Origin of the sequence: Bacillus sp. NH11B (assembly GCF_001884205.1) — a bacterium.
Classification (GTDB): Bacteria; Bacillota; Bacilli; order Bacillales; family Bacillaceae_G; genus Bacillus_A; species Bacillus_A proteolyticus.
The window spans coordinates 23239-41517 of the sequence record NZ_MAOG01000089.1 but is presented as its reverse complement, the minus strand read 5'-3'; the positions used below and the strand labels follow the sequence as shown (position 1 = coordinate 41517).

Annotated in this window: 18 protein-coding genes; 13 read left to right on the top strand and 5 right to left on the bottom strand. The window is 37.3% G+C overall.

Annotation, left to right across the window (positions count from 1 at the left end):
• Positions 1-21: 21 nt before the first annotated feature.
• Positions 22-1461, bottom strand: a complete 1440-nt coding sequence (locus BAU27_RS13200) for an MDR family MFS transporter (RefSeq protein WP_071771077.1) — start codon at positions 1459-1461, stop codon at positions 22-24.
• Positions 1462-1682: 221 nt separating this feature from the next.
• Positions 1683-2954: a BaiN/RdsA family NAD(P)/FAD-dependent oxidoreductase gene (locus tag BAU27_RS13190; RefSeq protein WP_071771076.1), complete on the bottom strand. Its 1272-nt coding sequence runs from the start codon at positions 2952-2954 to the stop codon at positions 1683-1685.
• 294 nt (positions 2955-3248) lie between these two features.
• On the opposite strand from BAU27_RS13190, the gene BAU27_RS13185 reads away from it, so the two are divergent.
• Positions 3249-4901: a putative polysaccharide biosynthesis protein gene (locus BAU27_RS13185; protein WP_071748370.1), complete on the top strand. Its 1653-nt coding sequence runs from the start codon at positions 3249-3251 to the stop codon at positions 4899-4901.
• A gap of 42 nt (positions 4902-4943) precedes the next feature.
• Entirely contained in the window at positions 4944-5672 is a 729-nt protein-coding gene (locus tag BAU27_RS13180; protein WP_001234930.1) for a pseudouridine synthase, read from the top strand.
• A gap of 83 nt (positions 5673-5755) precedes the next feature.
• On the opposite strand, the gene BAU27_RS13175 is transcribed toward BAU27_RS13180, so the two are convergent.
• Positions 5756-5977 (bottom strand): DeoR family transcriptional regulator, encoded by a 222-nt coding sequence (locus BAU27_RS13175; RefSeq protein ID WP_000805512.1) that lies wholly within the window; start codon positions 5975-5977, stop codon positions 5756-5758.
• Between the two features lie 357 nt (positions 5978-6334).
• On the opposite strand from BAU27_RS13175, the gene pepV reads away from it, so the two are divergent.
• From pepV to BAU27_RS13155, 4 genes are all read left to right on the top strand, one after another.
• Entirely contained in the window at positions 6335-7741 is a 1407-nt protein-coding gene (gene pepV / locus BAU27_RS13170; protein ID WP_071748369.1) for a dipeptidase PepV, read from the top strand.
• A gap of 103 nt (positions 7742-7844) precedes the next feature.
• Positions 7845-8390 carry an RNA 2',3'-cyclic phosphodiesterase gene (gene thpR / locus BAU27_RS13165; protein ID WP_071748368.1) on the top strand — a complete coding sequence of 182 codons (546 nt, stop codon included), beginning with the start codon at positions 7845-7847 and terminating at the stop codon, positions 8388-8390.
• A 185-nt stretch (positions 8391-8575) separates the two neighbouring features.
• A complete protein-coding gene (pulA, locus tag BAU27_RS13160) occupies positions 8576-10717 on the top strand; it encodes a type I pullulanase (protein ID WP_071771075.1) in 2142 nt (713 codons plus the stop codon).
• A gap of 248 nt (positions 10718-10965) precedes the next feature.
• On the top strand, positions 10966-11763 hold the full coding sequence (locus BAU27_RS13155; RefSeq protein WP_002077574.1) for a phosphotransferase family protein: 798 nt from the start codon (positions 10966-10968) through the stop codon (positions 11761-11763).
• 3 nt (positions 11764-11766) lie between these two features.
• On the opposite strand, the gene BAU27_RS13150 is transcribed toward BAU27_RS13155, so the two are convergent.
• The gene (locus BAU27_RS13150; protein ID WP_001122236.1) at positions 11767-12045 is read right to left on the bottom strand and encodes a YtzH-like family protein; all 279 of its coding nucleotides are present in this window, start codon (positions 12043-12045) and stop codon (positions 11767-11769) included.
• Positions 12046-12277: 232 nt separating this feature from the next.
• Between BAU27_RS13150 and trmB the strand changes: the two genes are divergently transcribed.
• Both trmB and BAU27_RS13140 read left to right on the top strand, forming a co-directional pair.
• The gene (trmB, locus tag BAU27_RS13145; protein WP_071748366.1) at positions 12278-12931 is read left to right on the top strand and encodes a tRNA (guanosine(46)-N7)-methyltransferase TrmB; all 654 of its coding nucleotides are present in this window, start codon (positions 12278-12280) and stop codon (positions 12929-12931) included.
• A 70-nt stretch (positions 12932-13001) separates the two neighbouring features.
• Positions 13002-13856, top strand: coding sequence for a YtnP family quorum-quenching lactonase (locus tag BAU27_RS13140; RefSeq protein WP_071771074.1), 855 nt, complete (start codon positions 13002-13004; stop codon positions 13854-13856).
• 198 nt (positions 13857-14054) lie between these two features.
• On the opposite strand, the gene BAU27_RS13135 is transcribed toward BAU27_RS13140, so the two are convergent.
• On the bottom strand, positions 14055-14366 hold the full coding sequence (locus BAU27_RS13135; protein WP_000118537.1) for a PepSY domain-containing protein: 312 nt from the start codon (positions 14364-14366) through the stop codon (positions 14055-14057).
• A 148-nt stretch (positions 14367-14514) separates the two neighbouring features.
• Between BAU27_RS13135 and BAU27_RS13130 the strand changes: the two genes are divergently transcribed.
• From BAU27_RS13130 to ytpR, 5 genes are all read left to right on the top strand, one after another.
• The gene (locus BAU27_RS13130; protein WP_071748390.1) at positions 14515-15588 is read left to right on the top strand and encodes a M42 family metallopeptidase; all 1074 of its coding nucleotides are present in this window, start codon (positions 14515-14517) and stop codon (positions 15586-15588) included.
• A 149-nt stretch (positions 15589-15737) separates the two neighbouring features.
• Entirely contained in the window at positions 15738-16247 is a 510-nt protein-coding gene (locus tag BAU27_RS13125) for a DUF84 family protein (protein ID WP_071748364.1), read from the top strand.
• 83 nt (positions 16248-16330) lie between these two features.
• Positions 16331-16645, top strand: coding sequence for a thioredoxin family protein (locus tag BAU27_RS13120; protein WP_070806984.1), 315 nt, complete (start codon positions 16331-16333; stop codon positions 16643-16645).
• A gap of 79 nt (positions 16646-16724) precedes the next feature.
• Entirely contained in the window at positions 16725-17537 is an 813-nt protein-coding gene (locus tag BAU27_RS13115; protein WP_071748363.1) for a DUF1444 domain-containing protein, read from the top strand.
• Positions 17534-18148, top strand: coding sequence for a YtpR family tRNA-binding protein (gene ytpR, locus BAU27_RS13110; protein ID WP_001006779.1), 615 nt, complete (start codon positions 17534-17536; stop codon positions 18146-18148). Before BAU27_RS13115 ends, ytpR begins: the two co-directional genes overlap by 4 nt.
• Positions 18149-18279 lie beyond the last annotated feature (131 nt).

The following is an 18279-nucleotide window of genomic DNA, read 5'->3' as shown; positions in this document are numbered from 1 at the left end:
CCAAAATGGTCATCCTTTTTATTATTGCTCACTTGTTTGTTTAGCTGGCTTTAATAAGAGCCAAGCAATAATTAAAGTTAATACTGCTAATACGAAAGTACTCATATAAATAACGTGTACACTTGCTGCTAGTGCGGATTGCGATTCGGTTGCTACGTTTGCTGTAGCTCCCCCATGTCCGCTAGAAGATACAAGATCAAGATTTTTAATACCACGTGCATGAATCATCGTATTGAAGACTGTGCCGAAAATTGCAGCGCCTAGCGTTTGACTAAATGTACTAATAAATGTGTTTAAACCGACTGCCGTTCCGCGTGAATGAGCTGGTACAGCTGCTTGGATTGTGACCATGTAAATTGGTGTAACAAGCCCCATTCCTAAGCCGAATAATCCGACTGCCACATAAATAAGGAATGATGGTGACTCTGTTGATAATGTAAATAATAAGAAGGTAGCAACTGTTAATATGCTAGCTCCAAGTAAAATAATTTGTTTCGTTTTTAATTTACCAACTAAGTTACCAGAGAACATAGCACCGAATGTCCACATAACAGGAATCGGCATTAAAATAAGTCCAGCCTCTGTCGCATTTTTTCCTAAAACACCTTGGCTCCAAATTGGAAGGTATACAGTAATACTAATAATCATTGCGCCAGCAATAAGCGTTAATATGTTTATCGTAGATAATGTACTGTTAGAGAAAAGTGCTAGCGGAATTAATGGTTCCGGAGATTTTTTCTCGATGTATAAGAAAATAATGAATGAAATAGCGGCAAAGATTAATAGGCCGATAATTGTAATATCTCCCCAGTTTTGCTTACTGCTACCTGTTAATAATGCATATAGTAAAGCAATTGTACTTAATGAGAAGACAGTTGCACCTAGGTAGTCGATATGTTGCTTAGACGACTTAACTGATTCCTTATAATAGATGGCAATCATTAAGCAAGCGATAATTCCAAATGGAATGTTTAAGAAGAAGATGTAACGCCATGAAAGAGAATCAACTAAAAATCCTCCTACTAATGGTCCGATAACACCAGATACACCCCAAACAGCACTTATCCAGCCTTGTGCTTTCGCGCGGTCTTTCGCTTCGTCATATAAGTCACCGATGATTGTCATAGTAATTGGCATAACAGCGCCAGCACCTATACCTTGAAGAGCACGGAAGAAGATTAATTGTTCCATTGATGTAACGACTCCGCAAAGTGCAGAACCGATTAAGAAGATGGTTGCTCCGATGAGCAGAACTTTTTTACGGCCGAATAAATCAGCTAATTTTCCGTATATAGGAGTCGAAACAGCTGTTGCAAGCATATAAATTGCATATACCCAACTAACAAGTTCGACGCCTGACAAATCACTCGTTATACGAGGGATTGCTGTACTAACAATCGTTCCTTCTACCGCAGAAAGAAACGTCATTAGCATTAAAGACATCATGACTTTTTTCCTCATTTGTTTTCCCCTTACCCTTTTTTAAATATTCAACAATATAAAATATAAAGGTACTAAGGTATATAAAGCAACAAAAAAGCAATGGGAATTTAGAAGGAAGGGGATTTGTCGTTCTTTGTCGGTAAGTCGATATATTTGAGGAATCGCTGATATATCTTGCAGAATCGCTTATATAATTTCATGCACATATTAAAAAAGAAACAGGAAGCCCTGTTTCTTTTTTAATATTGCATTTTTGCATTTTGTCCAGCTGTCGTTCCGGCAATTCTACCAGTAACGAGAGCCGATGTAATGTTATAACCACCAGTATAACCGTGAATATCAAGAACTTCTCCGCAGAAGTATAAGCCATTCGTGAATTTAGAAGACATTTCTTTCGGATTAATTTCTTTAACGGAGACACCGCCGCCAGTAACGAATGCTTTTTCAATTGACTGCGTACCATTTACATTCACAGTAAATTCTTTAAAGTCTTTCACAAGTGCACGAATCTTCTCATGAGAAACTTGTCCAGCTTGTTCGCTACCGTCAATTTCATTTTTTTCTAATAAGAATAGGAAGTAACGCTCAGGAACGTAACCTTTTAAAACGTTTTTAATTCCTTTTTTCGGATCTTCCTTCATTTGTTTCAGCATGCGCTGGAATAGTTGTTCACTATTTTCTTCTGGCAATGCATCGATGCTCATTTGCACTGTATTCGTTTTGAACTTTTTCAGTGCTTTCACAACGAATTGGCTACAACGAAGAGCAGCAGGACCAGATAAGCCGAAATGAGTGAAGAGCATGTCCATTTTGTGAGAAATGATAGCTTTTCCTTTCGGGTTTAATACACTTAAGTTTACGTCTCGTAAAGCGAGACCTTGCAATGAACGGTCTCGGATAAATGGTTCGTTTGAAAGGATTGGTACTTCTGTTGGGAATAATTCTGTAATTGTATGACCAGCTTTTTCCGCCCAAGCGTATCCGTCTCCAGTAGAACCAGTTTGAGGAACTGATTTTCCGCCAACAGCGATAACGACGTGATTCGTTTCTAACACTTCGCCTGTTTGTAATACAACTGCTTTCGTTTGACCATTTTCATATTCAATTGTTTCAACAGGTGTATTCGTACGTATTTTTACACCTAAGTCTTTTAATCGTGTTAAAAGTGCATCTACAACAGATTGCGCTTTATTTGATACAGGGAACATGCGACCATGATCCTCTTCTTTTAATTTAACACCTAGATTTTCGAAGAATGTAATAATATCTTCATTATTAAAAATAGAAAAAGCACTGTATAAGAAGCGCCCGTTTCCTGGTATATGTTTAACGATTTCATCAAGTGGTAGACGGTTTGTTACGTTACAACGACCGCCACCAGAAATCGCAAGTTTACGTCCAAGCTTATTTCCTTTATCAAGAAGTAAGACGCTTGCGCCTTCTTCTGCAGCACCGATTGCAGCCATTAGCCCAGAAGGACCGCCACCGATGACAATAACATCATAATACATAATATATCGACCTCATTTTCTACATTTCCTGCCTAAAAGAATAGCATGTTTTCTCTTAAAAGAAAAATAGGGTGAAGTACTGCTTGATGGGAGAATTGTGGTACAATACAAAAGTTAGAGTTCAGCACTATCCTGCTATTTGTGGGCAATAAGACTAAAACCTTAAGACTTAAGAGAAGTAAAAAGGGAGGTCACTGGCCCGTAAAAGCTCGAATGGTTCAACTAATAAGGAGTAGGAGAGGAGTCTCCTGCTAGTAATAGTTTCACTTTATCTAGATGTAGGAGGATTTTTGTATGTCCGATTCAAAATTTCTGCGCGGAACGCTTATTGTGACGTTAGGGACATTTTTAGTAAAGTTCTTAGGCATGATTTACGTCTTTCCGTTTCATGCATTAGTAGGCACAGAAGGCGGAACGCTCTATACATATGGATACATTCCATATACGATATTTTTAAGTATTGCAACGGCAGGGGTGCCGCTTGCTGTTTCGAAGTTTGTTTCCAAATATAATGCACTTGGCGATTATAAAACGAGCCGGAGAATGTTCCGCTCAGGAATGGTTATGATGATAGTAACCGGAGTTCTTTCGTTCCTAGTTCTATACATGACCGCACCATTATTTGCGGAAGCAATGCTTGGTAAACAAAGTTTACAAAATAAGATCGAAGAAGTTACGACGATTATTCGCCTCGTAAGTTTTGCGCTTATTGTTGTGCCGGCAGCAAGTTTGATCCGTGGTTATTTCCAAGGTCACCAATCGATGGGACCGACTACGGTGTCACAAATTATTGAGCAAATTATTCGTATCGTCTTTTTATTAGCGGGTAGTTTCATCGTTATTAAAGTACTTGGCGGTACAGTAGCAACGGCAGTTGGGGTTGCGACATTTGCTGCATTTGTTTCAGCAGTTGGAGCACTTGGCGTATTAATTTGGTACTGGTTAAAACGTAAAAAATATTTGGATCAATATTTAATTGAGCAAACTGTACCAGAATCGACGGTAAGTACCGCTCAATTGTTTAAAGAGTTGTTTGCATATGCAATTCCTTACGTTGTAATTGGATTAACAATTCCTTTATATCAACAAATTGATACATTGACATTTAACTCTATTATGCAGGCGATTGGTCAAGGAGATATCGCAGAGCGAGCACTTGGTATTTTCACGATGTGGACGCATAAATTAATTATGATTCCAGTATCACTTGCAACAGCGTTTAGTTTAACGCTCGTACCAGCGATTACAAAGTCGTTTACTGAAAAGCAATACCGTTATTTAAAATTACAAATTACACAAACATTCCAGGCAAATATGTTTTTAACATTGCCAGCAGTTATCGGTATTTCTACACTTGCGTACCCAATCTATACTGCTTTCTACGATTCAGATCCACTAGGTGGACAAGTATTAATGTGGTATGCGCCAGTTGCGTTGTTATTCGCTTTATTCACAGTAACAGCAGCAATCTTGCAAGGGATTAACCAACAAAAACATGCGATTGTCGCACTTGTTATGGGTGTTATTTTGAAATTTGTATGTAACGTAATCTTTATTCGTTATTTCGGTACAGTTGGGGCGATTTTGGCTACTGCAGTCGGCTTCTTAGTTTCTGTATGGTATACGAATAGACAAATCAAAAAACATGCAAACTATTCATTTGGTGTTGTATATAAGAGAACATTCCAAATTGCAATATTAACACTTGTAATGGTTATTGCTGTAAAACTATCACAATGGCTTCTATCCTTCATGATTTCGCCTGATGGCCGTATTGGCGCTCTTATTACAGTTGCGATTTGTGCAGGTATTGGTGGACTTGTTTACGTAGTATTAGCGATTCGCACAGGAGTACTAGAAAGAGTATTTGGCGGAGAAGCTTTAGAGAAAATCCAGCGTAAACTTGGTAGTCGATTCAAAATAAAGTTGAAATCAAAAGGGGCGTAAATACGTCCCCTTTTCTTATGATAAATAAAGAAGGTGAAGAACATGAGATTAGATAAATTATTAGCGAACATGGGACACGGAAGTAGAAAAGAAGTAAAGAAATTACTGAAAGACGGCGTTGTGAAAATTGATGGAACGCCAGTGAAAGATCCGAAGTTTCATGTGAATGTAGAAGAACAAGAGGTTATGATTCACGGTGAAGTTGTGGAATATAAAGAGTTTGTTTATTTAATGATGCATAAACCACAAGGTGTTATTTCAGCGACAGAAGACGATAACCACGAAACGGTAATAGATTTATTAGAATTAGAAGATGCGATTTTTGATCCATTCCCTGTTGGGAGACTTGATATTGATACAGAAGGTTTCTTATTGATTACAAATGACGGGAAGTTAACGCATCAACTATTATCTCCGAAAAAGCATGTGCCGAAAAAATACTATGCACACGTTTCAGGAGTTGTAACGGAAGAGGATGTAAAAGAATTCGCTAAAGGTGTTATTTTAGAAGATGGCTATGAAACGAAGCCAGGCGAACTTACAATTTTAAAAAGTGATGATATTTCTGAAATTGAGCTCGTGATTACAGAAGGAAAATTCCATCAAGTGAAGCGTATGTTTGAAGCGGTAGGGAAAAAAGTAGTGTACTTAAAGAGAACAGAGATGGGACCTTTAGTGCTAGATGAAGAGTTAGAACTTGGGCAATATCGTGAATTAACAGATGAAGAAGTAGAAATGTTAAAAACATATCAAGTAGATAACGAAAAGTAACGCCAATTTCAGAGCATAGAAAAGACCCCTTTCTAATGAGTTAGAAAGGGGTATGTATTTATTTACATACAATTATTTTTTTGTTATGAGGTCATTCTCACTTTCTTTCCTGTCGTTGTCCACTTGCCGCGGCAAGGGCTATACACGAGTTCATTAAACTGCAACACATTTAGATCACGTTGTATCGTTCGCGGTGTGATCCCGAACTCATCTACAAGGTCTTTCGTTGTTACCGTACCGTTTTCATTGATGTACATATAAATCGATTTAATGCGTGTTAGCATACGAGTAGTTGTAGGTTTCAAGAGAAAACCACTCCTCTACTAGTTTTTTTGACCCCATTCAGGAAAGAAGGTCGTTACTACCATTGTACTCTACATGATAAAATTCATGCTTTAATCTACTTAAATTTTACAAAAGTTTAACAAATATTCATATAGAAAAATATTGGTAGTTGACATTGTATATTTTGTCAGTCAACTAACTCATAAATTTCTACGTAAAACGCCAAATTCCTGCAAATTTTTTTGAGAAAATAAAAGAAAAACTAATGAGAAATATCTGAAATATTACAATTGTTCGTTATTAGGTTTTCATGTATGGCATAAGAGATTTCGGTTTGCTATGATGAAAGAGATAATATAGTGAAGGATGGATGCGTGATGTCAACGATTAATTGGACAGAAGAAGTTATGAAACGAAAAGATGATTTAATTCGTGATACACAACAATTTTTGCAAATTAAAAGTGTATGGGAAGAAGAATCAGCGAAAGAGGGCGCACCATTCGGTGAAGGTGTAGAAAAAGCTTTATCTTTCATGTTACATAAAGGAGAAGCTGAAGGTTTTGCTTCTAAAAATTTAGAAGGGTATGCAGGCCATCTTGAAATGGGACAAGGAGAAGAATTAGTAGGTATCCTTTGTCACGTTGATGTTGTACCAGAAGGAGATGGCTGGACAACTCCTGCGTATAGTGCGGATATTCGCGACGGGAAGATTTTTGCACGCGGTGCGATTGATGATAAAGGGCCGACAATGTCAGCTTATTATGCAATGAAAATTGTAAAAGAATTAGGCTTACCTCTTTCTAAACGTGTTCGTATGATTTTAGGAACAGATGAGGAAAGTAATTGGAAGTGTGTAGATCATTACTTTAAAAATGAAGAAATGCCAACAATCGGTTTTGCACCAGATGCAGATTTTCCAATTATTAATGCGGAAAAAGGAATTTCTGACATACAAGTTGTTCAAAATGGTAGCGAAGAGAAAGAAGGCGCATTTAAGCTGATTTCATTTGAGTCAGGTCGTCGTTTGAATATGGTTCCTGATTATGCAGAAGCGATTATTACAGGAGAAGATGTAAATGCACTTACAGTAGCATATGAAGAGTATTTACAAACTGCTAAAAAAATGGGTAAAGCAATTGTAGAAGGAAATACGGTGACGTTACAAATCAAAGGGATTTCAGCTCACGGTTCTACTCCGGAAAAGGGAGAAAATGCAGGTTTATTATTGGCAAACTGCTTAACGAAAGTTTCTCTTGATGGAAAAGGGGCTTCGTTTGCATCGTTTGTAACAGAAACATTTACAGGGGATATTTTGGGCGAGAAAGCTGGTATTGCTTATAAAGACGATATTAGCGGCCCGTTAACAGTTAATGTTGGTCGCCTGTCTTATTCGCAAGAAAACGGTGGTAATTTAGGATTAAATGTACGCTATCCAGTTACGACTAACTTTGAAGAAATGATTGCAAAGTTAAAAGAATATGTCGGTACTCATGGATTTGAAGTGGCGGATTATTCGAACTCTCGCCCGCATCACGTTGATAAAGATCATGTATTAATTCGTACTTTGCAACGCGTATATGAAGAACAAACAGGTGAAAAAGCTGAATTGTTAGCAATCGGTGGTGGTACTTATGCTCGTTCATTAAAAGCTGGCGTTGCATTTGGCCCGCTATTCCCTGGAAAAGAAGAACTTGCGCATCAAAAAGATGAGTACATTGAAATTGAAGACTTATTAAAAGCAACAGCGATTTACGCTCAAGCAATTCATGAATTAGCGAAATAAGAGATATGTAAATAATGACCGCTCTCTACTTTAGAGGGCGGCTTCTTTTTAGCTGAATGAGAAAAGAAAGAAAAGCAACAATAAAAGGAAGGAGATGATGTAAATGGATCTGCATTATTTTGTCGCAATCACTTTACCAAATCATATAAAAGAAGTGCTATCTAACTATAAAGAGGAAATGAAAGATGAATTACCATTTCGCTCGTGGGTGCATGAAGAAGACTATCATATTACCCTTTCCTTTTTAGGAAGTGCGACAGAGGAACAGTTAGCAGGAATAAAGAATGGATTACAAACACTTAAAGAAACAAAAGAACTAACTTTCACGTTACAAGGGTTTTCAACGTTTGGTAGGGAAGATCAGCCCCGTATTTTTTGGGCGAAGGTAAGTGAGAATCACGATTTGCTTCAGTTACAAAAGCAAGTTCATGCCATTTGTGAAGAAAATAGATTTTCTCTAGAAACACGCCCATATCATCCCCATATTACTGTTGCCCGTAAATGGGTAGGAGAAGAACTGTTTGATTTAGAACATATAAAAGAAGTGCCTGAAATATCATTTCAAGCGGATACGATCACTTTATACGAATCTCACGTGAAGGAAATGCCGAAGTATAAATCGATTGCTGAAATAAAACTACAAAAATAGAATGTATGAAAACGTTTTTTATACAGGTGAATATACTATAGAGAATAATGGATTTACTGTATAGGGTCTTGTTGATAAGAAAAACCGTATTATTTGCAACTCATTTTATCCCGCAACTGTCCGGTTAGTGGGGGCTAATTAAAGATTTACTTTATTTTAATTTTGAGAATGATGGTGATTTTTTTATGTTGAAAGTAAAACGTCCATTTGATGCCTATTTAGATGAAATGAATAAAATTACAATTTTGCTCCCACATGCGTACGGAACAAGTCGGACATTTCGTTTGCAAGAAGGAACCAATGTAAAAGATTTACCGATTGCTCAGACGATTGCGCTTCCGGATGCAACGAAGTATGAGTGCTTTATAGAAGAGCCGCTAGATGTGGGGAAATATTATACAGTACGAGATGAACGGAACGAAGAAACGGATTTACAAATAGGCGCTGTGATTCGAACCGCAATTTTTGATGAAAAGTATTATTACGAAGGTACAGATTTAGGTGCTGTACATCAAAAAGAAGTAACAACATTTAAAGTATGGGCTCCAACTGCAAGGCTTGCGAAAGTAAGAATTTATAAAAGTGATAAAGAATATACCGATCATGAAATGTACAGAGGAGAAAATGGAGTTTGGACTCATACATTACAAGGTGATTTAGATGGAGCGCAATATACATTTCTTGTTTGTATTAATTTAATATGGAATGAAGCGGTAGATCCTTACGCAAAGTCGGTGACTGCAAATGGGAAATACGGCGTTGTGATCGATTTGGAAAAGACGCATGTAACAAAACGAGAGGAATTACCACCATTACAGTCAATGACAGATGCCATATTGTATGAACTGCATGTTCGTGATGCGACTATTCATCAGGGCAGTGGAGTGAATCAAAAAGGAACATATAAAGGGTTGATGGAAGAGGGGACAACGGGACAAAATGGGACGTTAACGGGATTATCTCACATAAAAGATTTAGGTGTTACACATGTTGAACTATTGCCTTTACATTGTTTCGGTGGTGTAAATGAGGCGAACCCTTCCTTCGCATACAATTGGGGTTACAATCCACTATATTACAATGCACCAACGGGATTTTATGCTACAAACCCTTCGGACCCGTATAACAGGATTGTAGAGTGTAAACAACTGATTGAAACATTTCATGCGTACGGCATGAGGGTGATTATAGATGTTGTATATAATCATGTGTATGAAAGAGAGTTATCGTCATTTGAAAAGCTTGTCCCGGGATATTATTTTCGTCATGGTGAAGATGGTATGCCTTCTAATGGGACGGGAGTTGGAAATGATATAGCATCTGAACGGAAAATGATGAGGAAATTTATTGTAGAATCTGTTCTATATTGGCTTACTGAATACAATGTTGATGGATTCCGATTTGATTTAATGGGAATTTTAGATGTTGAAACGATGAATGTGTTAGAAAAAGAAGTGCGAAAAATAAAGCATGATGCGTTGTTATTAGGTGAAGGATGGGATTTACAAACACCCCTTCCTCTTGAAGAGAAAGCCACGTTAAATAACGCGAATAAAATGCCATGTATCGCACAGTTTAATGATCAATTTCGTGATGGAATAAAAGGAAGTACTTTTAATATAAATAAACGTGGCTTTGCATTCGGTGGGCATGTAGACTGTAATCATTTGCAGTATATAGTAGCTGGTAGCCTTTTAAGTATGAAAGAAACAGGATTGTTCCTAGAGCCATCGCAAAGCATTAACTATGTAGAATGTCATGACAATATGACGATGTGGGATAAACTAGTGCAAAGTAATCCAGAATCAGAAGAAGTTTTGAAAAGACGTCATCGATTAGCAACTGCAATAGTTATTCTTTCGCAAGGGATTCCTTTCTTACATGCAGGGCAAGAGTTTTATCGTACGAAGCTAGGAAACGAAAATAGTTATAATGCAAATGATGAAATCAATCGATTAGATTGGGATCAAAAAGAAACAGAGATGGAGACAGTTAATTATATAAAAGGTTTAATCGCGATTCGGAAGAAGCATGGGGCATTCCGATTAAAAAGCGCTGATCTTATAAAAAAGCATATGACTTTTTTGCAAACATCAAAGGAAGCACTTGCATACCATTTGCAAAATGTAGAATCTTTCGGACCGTGGAAAGAGATTGTTGTGCTATTCAATAGCGGTTTGCAAAATGAAATAGTTCAGCTCCCGAAAGAAGAAACGTGGCATGTATTAGTAAACGAAAAGCAAGCAAAAATACAGCCAATTTCTTCATTTAGAGGAAAGGAACTTCAAATGACTCCAACTAGCACGTATATATTGGCGATAATGTGACAAATCGCTACTTGACGGTGAGAATATAATAAATGTAGAATTGACAAAGGTGACGATTTTGATAAGTTGTCATTCTATGAGTGATTTTGTAAAATAAACTAGAAGAGCAGGGGATTTATCCTGTTTTCGGCTTATGCCAAGTTTTCTTTTCATTCAACTACAGTAAAATATATGAATCCACAACATGTGTAGAAATGTTGCGGTTTTTCTTTTCATAACTATAAAAGATAAGGATTTGTTAACGGGTAATGAATATGGAATGGTTGGAACAATTATTAGGAAAAGAGTGGAGTCTTATACCGGCTGGTGGAGTAACGGGCGATGCATATATTGCGCAAAACGGACAACAAAAGTTATTTTTAAAGCGGAATACATCGCCCTTTTTAGCGGTATTGTCAGCAGAAGGAATTGTTCCAAAATTACTTTGGACAAGAAGGGTAACGAACGGTGATGTAATTTCTGCTCAAAAATGGCTTCCGGGACAGAAGTTAGAGCCAGAGGATATGAAACTAGAACGTGTTGCGAAACTTTTGAAGAAAATACACTCCTCTAAAGCGCTTGTGCAGATGATTCAAAGGCTAGGAAAGCAGCCGCTTCATGCGCAAGAGTTATTACAACAATTACAACTTGTTTTAAGAGGAGATATAAGAGTTGATGAAACAATTCAGCAAGGTCTTCAATATTTAACAGAGTCATTAAAAGATATTGAGTACGATGAATTCGTTGTATGCCATTGTGATGTAAACCATAACAATTGGATATTGTCGGATGAAGATGAATTGTTTTTAATTGATTGGGATGGAGCTGTGATTGCTGACCCAGCTTTAGACCTTGGTATGTTATTATATTGGTATGTTCCGCGTCATGAATGGAGTGAGTGGCTCGGATATTATGATGTTGAACTAGATGAATCATTGCTTAGGCGTATGAGATGGTATGTTATAGCACAAACGATTTTGTCTATTCAATGGCACACAACAAAAAAGCAGCAAGCAGAAGCTAAATATTGGCATCAATATTTACAGCAACTACTTGCTTCAGAATAATACTTAAGAAAAATTGTCCATTCCAGCAATCCACTGAGTAAGTTGTTCTTGATTATTGGAAATATGGTTGTCCAAATTAGAGGAAGATTTACCCGATTGACTATAAGAATATACATCGTTTAGCATTGCTTTAGCGTCACTACTTATACTATCGTTTGCGAGTAACGATTGAATGAGGCGCTCTAATTGCTCGCATTCAGAAACTGTCCCGCAGCAATCACTTTGATGGTTGACTAAAATATCTTTTAACACTTCTAATTGATGCTGTTGATTAATTGGCATGAACGGATCATCCTTTCGAGTGTTTTTCTCTCACTGGAAATGTAAGAGAAAAAGCTGTTTCGTCATGGAATGTTTAATGCTTTATGTAGTTTTTATCAAAATGGTACATCTTATACTTGAAAGAAACGGACCGAGTGCTCGTACGTGCTTGGTTTTTTGTTTGATAGATTGATTAAAACAGAAAGAAGGAATTTTTCCTTTAAAATAGTTTTGTAAAGAGAGGGAGACATCTATGCGTTTAAGACATAAACCTTATGCAATGGATCGAATTAATGAATATTCACATATCGTAATCGGAAACCCAGAAGAGCGCGCTGGTAACTGGAAAGAAGTATTTGGAAATGAACAACCAATTCATATTGAAGTAGGTACAGGACGTGGCCGCTTTATGTATGATATGGCAAAAGCGAATCCACATATTAATTATATTGGAATTGAAAAATTCACAAGTGTTGTTGTAGATGCACTTGATAAATTAATTGAAGAAGAATTACCGAACTTAAAGTTAATTAATAAAGATGCTGAAGATTTAAAAGTTTTCTTTGCAAAAGGTGAAATTGACCGCGTTTATTTAAACTTCTCAGATCCATGGCCGAAGAATCGTCACACGAAACGTCGTTTAACGTATAAAACATTTTTACGCAATTATGAGGAAGTGTTAGTAGAGGGCGGAGAAATTCACTTCAAAACTGATAACCAAGGCCTATTTGAATACTCTCTTATGAGTATGGCTGAGTATGGTATGTTATTAACTTACCTTAGCCTAGATCTTCATAATAGTGATTATGAAGGAAACATTATGACAGAATACGAAGAGAAATTCTCTAGTAAAGGTCATCGTATTTACCGAGTTGAAGCGAAATATCGCACAGAACCTATGCAGTAATGCATAGGTTTTTTTGTAACTAAAAAAATCAGAATCTTATGTTAATATTAAAAGGAAAGGGGGATGAAAGATGGAACAGCTACAAATTGGAAATATAAAAGTGACATGGCTAAAAGGTGGGAATACACATTTAGATGGAGGTGCAATGTTTGGAGTTGTGCCGAAAGTACTTTGGTCACGCAAATATCAACATAATGATACAAACCATATTTATTTACGAACAGATCCGTTACTTTTGCAAACGAAAGAAGGAAACATGCTTATTGATTCTGGAATAGGAAACGGTAAGTTGAATGAGAAAATGAAGCGAAATCAAGGTGTAACAGAAGAATCATCGGTTTACGAATCGTTAGAAAAACTGGGTCTAAAGCCTGAAGATATTCATTACGTCTTAATGACGCACCTTCATTTCGATCATGCATCTGGTTTAACAAGGCGGGAAGGAGATCACCTTGTGCCGACGTTTCCGAATGCGAAAGTTTACGTAAGTGAAACGGAATGGAATGAAATGAGGAATCCAAATATTAGATCGCGTAATACATACTGGACGGAAAATTGGGAGCCGATTGTAGATAAAGTTGTTACCTTTCAGCAAGAAATAGAAATTACGGATGAAATAAAAATGGCGCATACGGGTGGTCATAGTGATGGACATGCCGTTGTCGTCCTTGAAAGTCAAGGGGAAACGATGCTTCATTTAGCGGATCTGTTGCCGACGCACGCACATCAAAATGTATTATGGGTAATGGCTTACGATGACTATCCAATGACATCGATTGAACATAAACAAAAGTGGATGAAGTATGGTGCTGAGAAAGAAGCATGGTTTACTTTTTATCATGATGCATATTACCGTGCCATAAAGTGGAATGAGGAAGGGCATATCGTAGAAAAAATAGAGCGGAAAACGAGTATAGAAGCTTAAAAAGAGGAGGTTGTTCAACAATATTGGTTGGAGCAGCCTCCTTTTTTATTGTCGGCTTTTGTCGGTAAGTCGATATATTCGAAAAATCGCCGATATAATTTGAGTTGCGCTGATATATTTGAAAAATCGCTGATATAATTTCAAGCAATATCCTCGATTCTTCAAAAAAAAGAGGTTCACCTAATGGGAAACCTCTTTTTATGCAGCTATAACCTCTAAAACAGTGCCTGTTTTTGCATCAACTAAAAATTCAAATCGTTCTTGTATATCATCCAACATTGTTGTAAGACCGCCGCGATAAACTTCGTATGCGACATCATATTTTTCAAATGTCTCTGGAACCATATGTACCCAAGAGCCAGTAATTTCACCTTTATGACTTAATGCTTGTTTCACCATTTTCAATGCTTTTTCTGAAGAAATATGGGATTGTTCTTGTACTTTGTTTGCAACGAAATAACCAGCTGCGAACCCAACGCCAAGACCTGCTACTAAACCTTTCCAGCTCATATATTCACCTCAATTCTGTAAAATAAAAATAGTGTACCGATAATAATTATAATCCAAATGCAACTAAAAAAGAAGAAACTAGAAACATTTCGAAAATTTCGTTACAATAAAAGAGGTATTCTACTAAGGTTTGAAAGAAGGGGACTTCGTGAATAAAGAGACATTACAATTATTTCGTACGTTAACAGAATTACAAGGTGCATCAGGTTTTGAACATGATGTGCGCCGTTTTATGAAGCAAGAATTAAGCAAATATGCTGATGAAATTGTGCAAGACGGTTTAGGTAGCGTATTTGGTCTGAAAAAAGGGGACGAAACTGGCCCACGCGTTCTTGTAGCAGGTCATATGGATGAAGTAGGTTTCATGGTTACCCAAATTACGAAAAATGGGATGCTTCGTTTTCAAACGTTAGGTGGCTGGTGGAGCCAAGTGTTATTAGCGCAGCGCGTACAAGTTATGACGAAGAATGGTCCTATTATTGGGGTTGTTGGTTCAATTCCTCCTCATTTATTAAGTGATGCGCAACGTGCAAAACCGATGGATATAAAAAATATGTTAATTGATATAGGTGCAGATAGTTATGAAGATGCGATTGAGATTGGTGTAAAGCCTGGACAACAAATCGTGCCAATCTGCCCATTCACGCCGATGGCAAATGAAAAGAAAATTATGGCGAAAGCTTGGGACAACCGCTATGGATGTGGCCTTGCAATCGAGTTATTAAAAGAATTAAAAGATGAAACATTACCAAACACATTATACTCTGGTGCTACTGTACAAGAAGAAGTAGGTCTTCGCGGAGCCCAAACTGCTGCAAATATGATTCAGCCAGACATTTTCTATGCGCTTGATGCAAGTCCAGCAAACGATGCGTCTGGTGATAAAACGCAGTTCGGTCAATTAGGAAAAGGTGCTCTTCTTCGTATTTATGACCGCACAATGGTAACTCATAGAGGAATGCGCGAATTCATTTTAGATACAGCTGAAACACATAACATTCCGTACCAATACTTTATTTCACAAGGTGGTACAGATGCAGGCCGTGTACATACAAGTAACTCTGGTATCCCATCAGCAGTAATTGGTGTTTGTGCACGCTATATTCATACACATGCTTCTATTTTACATGTTGATGATTATGCAGCTGCGAAGGAACTAATTACGAAGCTTGTGAGAGCGACGGATAAGACGACGTTAGAGACGATTAAGAATAACGCATAAAGAGGAAGGGCTGAAGAGCCTTTCTTTTTTTAGGTTGAATAGATGACCCAGTGATGAGTGGTAGCGGTTAGTTTTTAATAGATGCTCGTACCACGTATAAAGAGTGGTTTTATTAAGACGAAATGATGAATTTTATAGAGGTGAAAGAAATGAAGGTAGTAGTTGGATCGAAGAATAAAACGAAGGTTGGGGCTGTGGAGAAGGTTTGGAAAGATGTTACGATTATGTCTCTTTCTGTTCCGTCGGGAGTATCGGCACAACCATTTTCAGATGAAGAGACGATGCAAGGAGCGGTAAATAGAGCGAAGCGAGCGCTGCAGGAAGGAGAAGCTCAAATCGGTATTGGGCTAGAAGGCGGCGTAATGAAAACAGCGCACGGTTTATTTATGTGTAACTGGGGCGCGCTAGCGACAAGTGATGGGAAAACATTTGTTGCTGGCGGGGCACGTATTAAGTTACCGGACGATTTTTTAGCACCTCTTGAAGAAGGAAAAGAGCTAAGTGAAGTGATGGAAGAGTTTGTAGAGCGAAAAGATATTCGTAGTCACGAAGGTGCTATCGGTATTTTTACAGATGATTATGTCGATCGGACTGAATTATTTGTGCACGTTGTTAAGTTACTTGTTGGGCAATATAAGTATGATGAAAAGCAAGCATAAACCTTGCACCATGCGCGATGTATGGTAGTATAAAGAAAAGATTATAGTGTGAAAAAGTGCACTCGTTAGAGGAGGAAATATAGATGAAATCATTAGAAAGCATGGAACAATTCCAAGAATTAAAAAATGAAGAGAATGTAGTCTTCATGTTCTCAGCAGAATGGTGCCCAGATTGCCGTTTCGTTGATCCGTTTATGCCAGAAGTAGAAGAGAAGTATAGTGATTTCTCATTTTACTATGTAGATCGTGATGAGTTTATTGATCTATGCGTGAAATTAGACGTATTTGGCATTCCGAGCTTTGTAGCGTACAATAAAGGTGAAGAAACTGGACGCTATGTAAACAAAAATCGTAAAACACAAGAGCAAATCGAAGAGTTTATTGAAGGTTTAAAATAAAACAATTAGCCAATTGAATTGTAAAAACAACCTCTACCTTCGCGGGGGAGGTTATTTTTTTGGAAGGGAGGAAAAAGAGATGAAAATGACAAGTAAAAAGATGAAAGACGAGTTAATGAAGAAATTATCTCGACCAGAATGGGATTTTCATTATGATAGCGAGAAAGAAGTCCTTCGTATTGAACAAACAGACTCGAAAAAAGGTATTAACGTATCACTTCCAGGAGTAGTAGCAAAATGGGAAGTGAACAAAGAAAAAGCGATTGAAGAGGTCGCTTATTACGTACAAGAAGCGCTAATTGCAATGCATAAAGAAGAAAATAGCACGGCGAAAATTTTACCTGTTATTCGCTCTACTTCTTTCCCGAAACAATCAGAAGAAGGAAATCCGTTTATTATGACGGACCACACGGCGGAAACACGTATTTACTATGCGCTAGATTCTAATAAAACGTATCGATTAATTGATGAACGCTTATTGCAAAAATTAGAGCTTACAGAGCAACAAGTACGTGAAATGGCATTATTTAATGCTCGCTCATTAGGTTATGAATTTAAGCAGGAAACAGTAGCAGGTAACACATTCTACTTTTTAAACACAAATGATGGGTATGATGCGACTCGTATTTTAAACGAATCGTTACTACAATCGATGCGTGAAAAGATCTCTGGTGACATGGTTGTGGCAGTTCCTCACCAAGATGTATTAATTATTGCTGATATCGTCAACGAAATCGGTTATGATATTATTGCACAAATGACAATGAAATTTTTTGCCGAAGGGCATGTTCCGATTACATCACTTTCATTCGTATATGAAGATGGGGACTTCGAACCAATCTTTATTTTAGCGAAGAATCGGAAGAAGACAGATGGAAAAGAGAAAGGATGAACGAAGTGAACGTTTTTTACAACCTTGAAGGAATTGGTGACACTTTAATTGTTACCTTACAAGATATTACTTTAGAAAACCGTACATTTGACCGCAAAGGAGATGTTGCTCGCGTATACGATCGTGAAAGCAACGTAACAGCAGGATTCAACATCTTTAATGCATCTTCTTATGTAGAAGTAACAGATAACGGAAACGTTACATTAACAAAAGAATTTGTTGAAAAAATTAACGACATTTTAGCAAAGAATGGCTTTGAAGAAAAAGTAGAAGCTGATTTCACGCCGAAATTTGTTGTAGGCTATGTAGCTGAAAAAGAGAAGCATCCAAATGCTGATAAATTAAACATTTGTACAGTAGAAATCGGTACAGAAACATTACAAATCGTATGTGGTGCACCAAACGTTGATGCAGGACAAAAAGTTGTCGTTGCAAAAATTGGTGCTGTAATGCCAAGCGGTATGTTAATTAAACCAGCTGAACTTCGCGGTGTTCCTTCTTCTGGAATGATCTGCTCTGCACGTGAATTAGAGCTTCCAGACGCTCCACAAGAAAAAGGTATTCTTGTATTAGAAGATAGCTTTGAAGTTGGACAAGAATTTAAATTTTAATTGATATAAGAAAAAGTAGTCTCACAATATGTGGGGCTATTTTTTTATGCGAAATTCTTAGAATTGTAACGTTTCTCTTCAAAATCTATATTGTATTTTGAAAATGTATTAGGTAAAATTTAGAAAAAAGA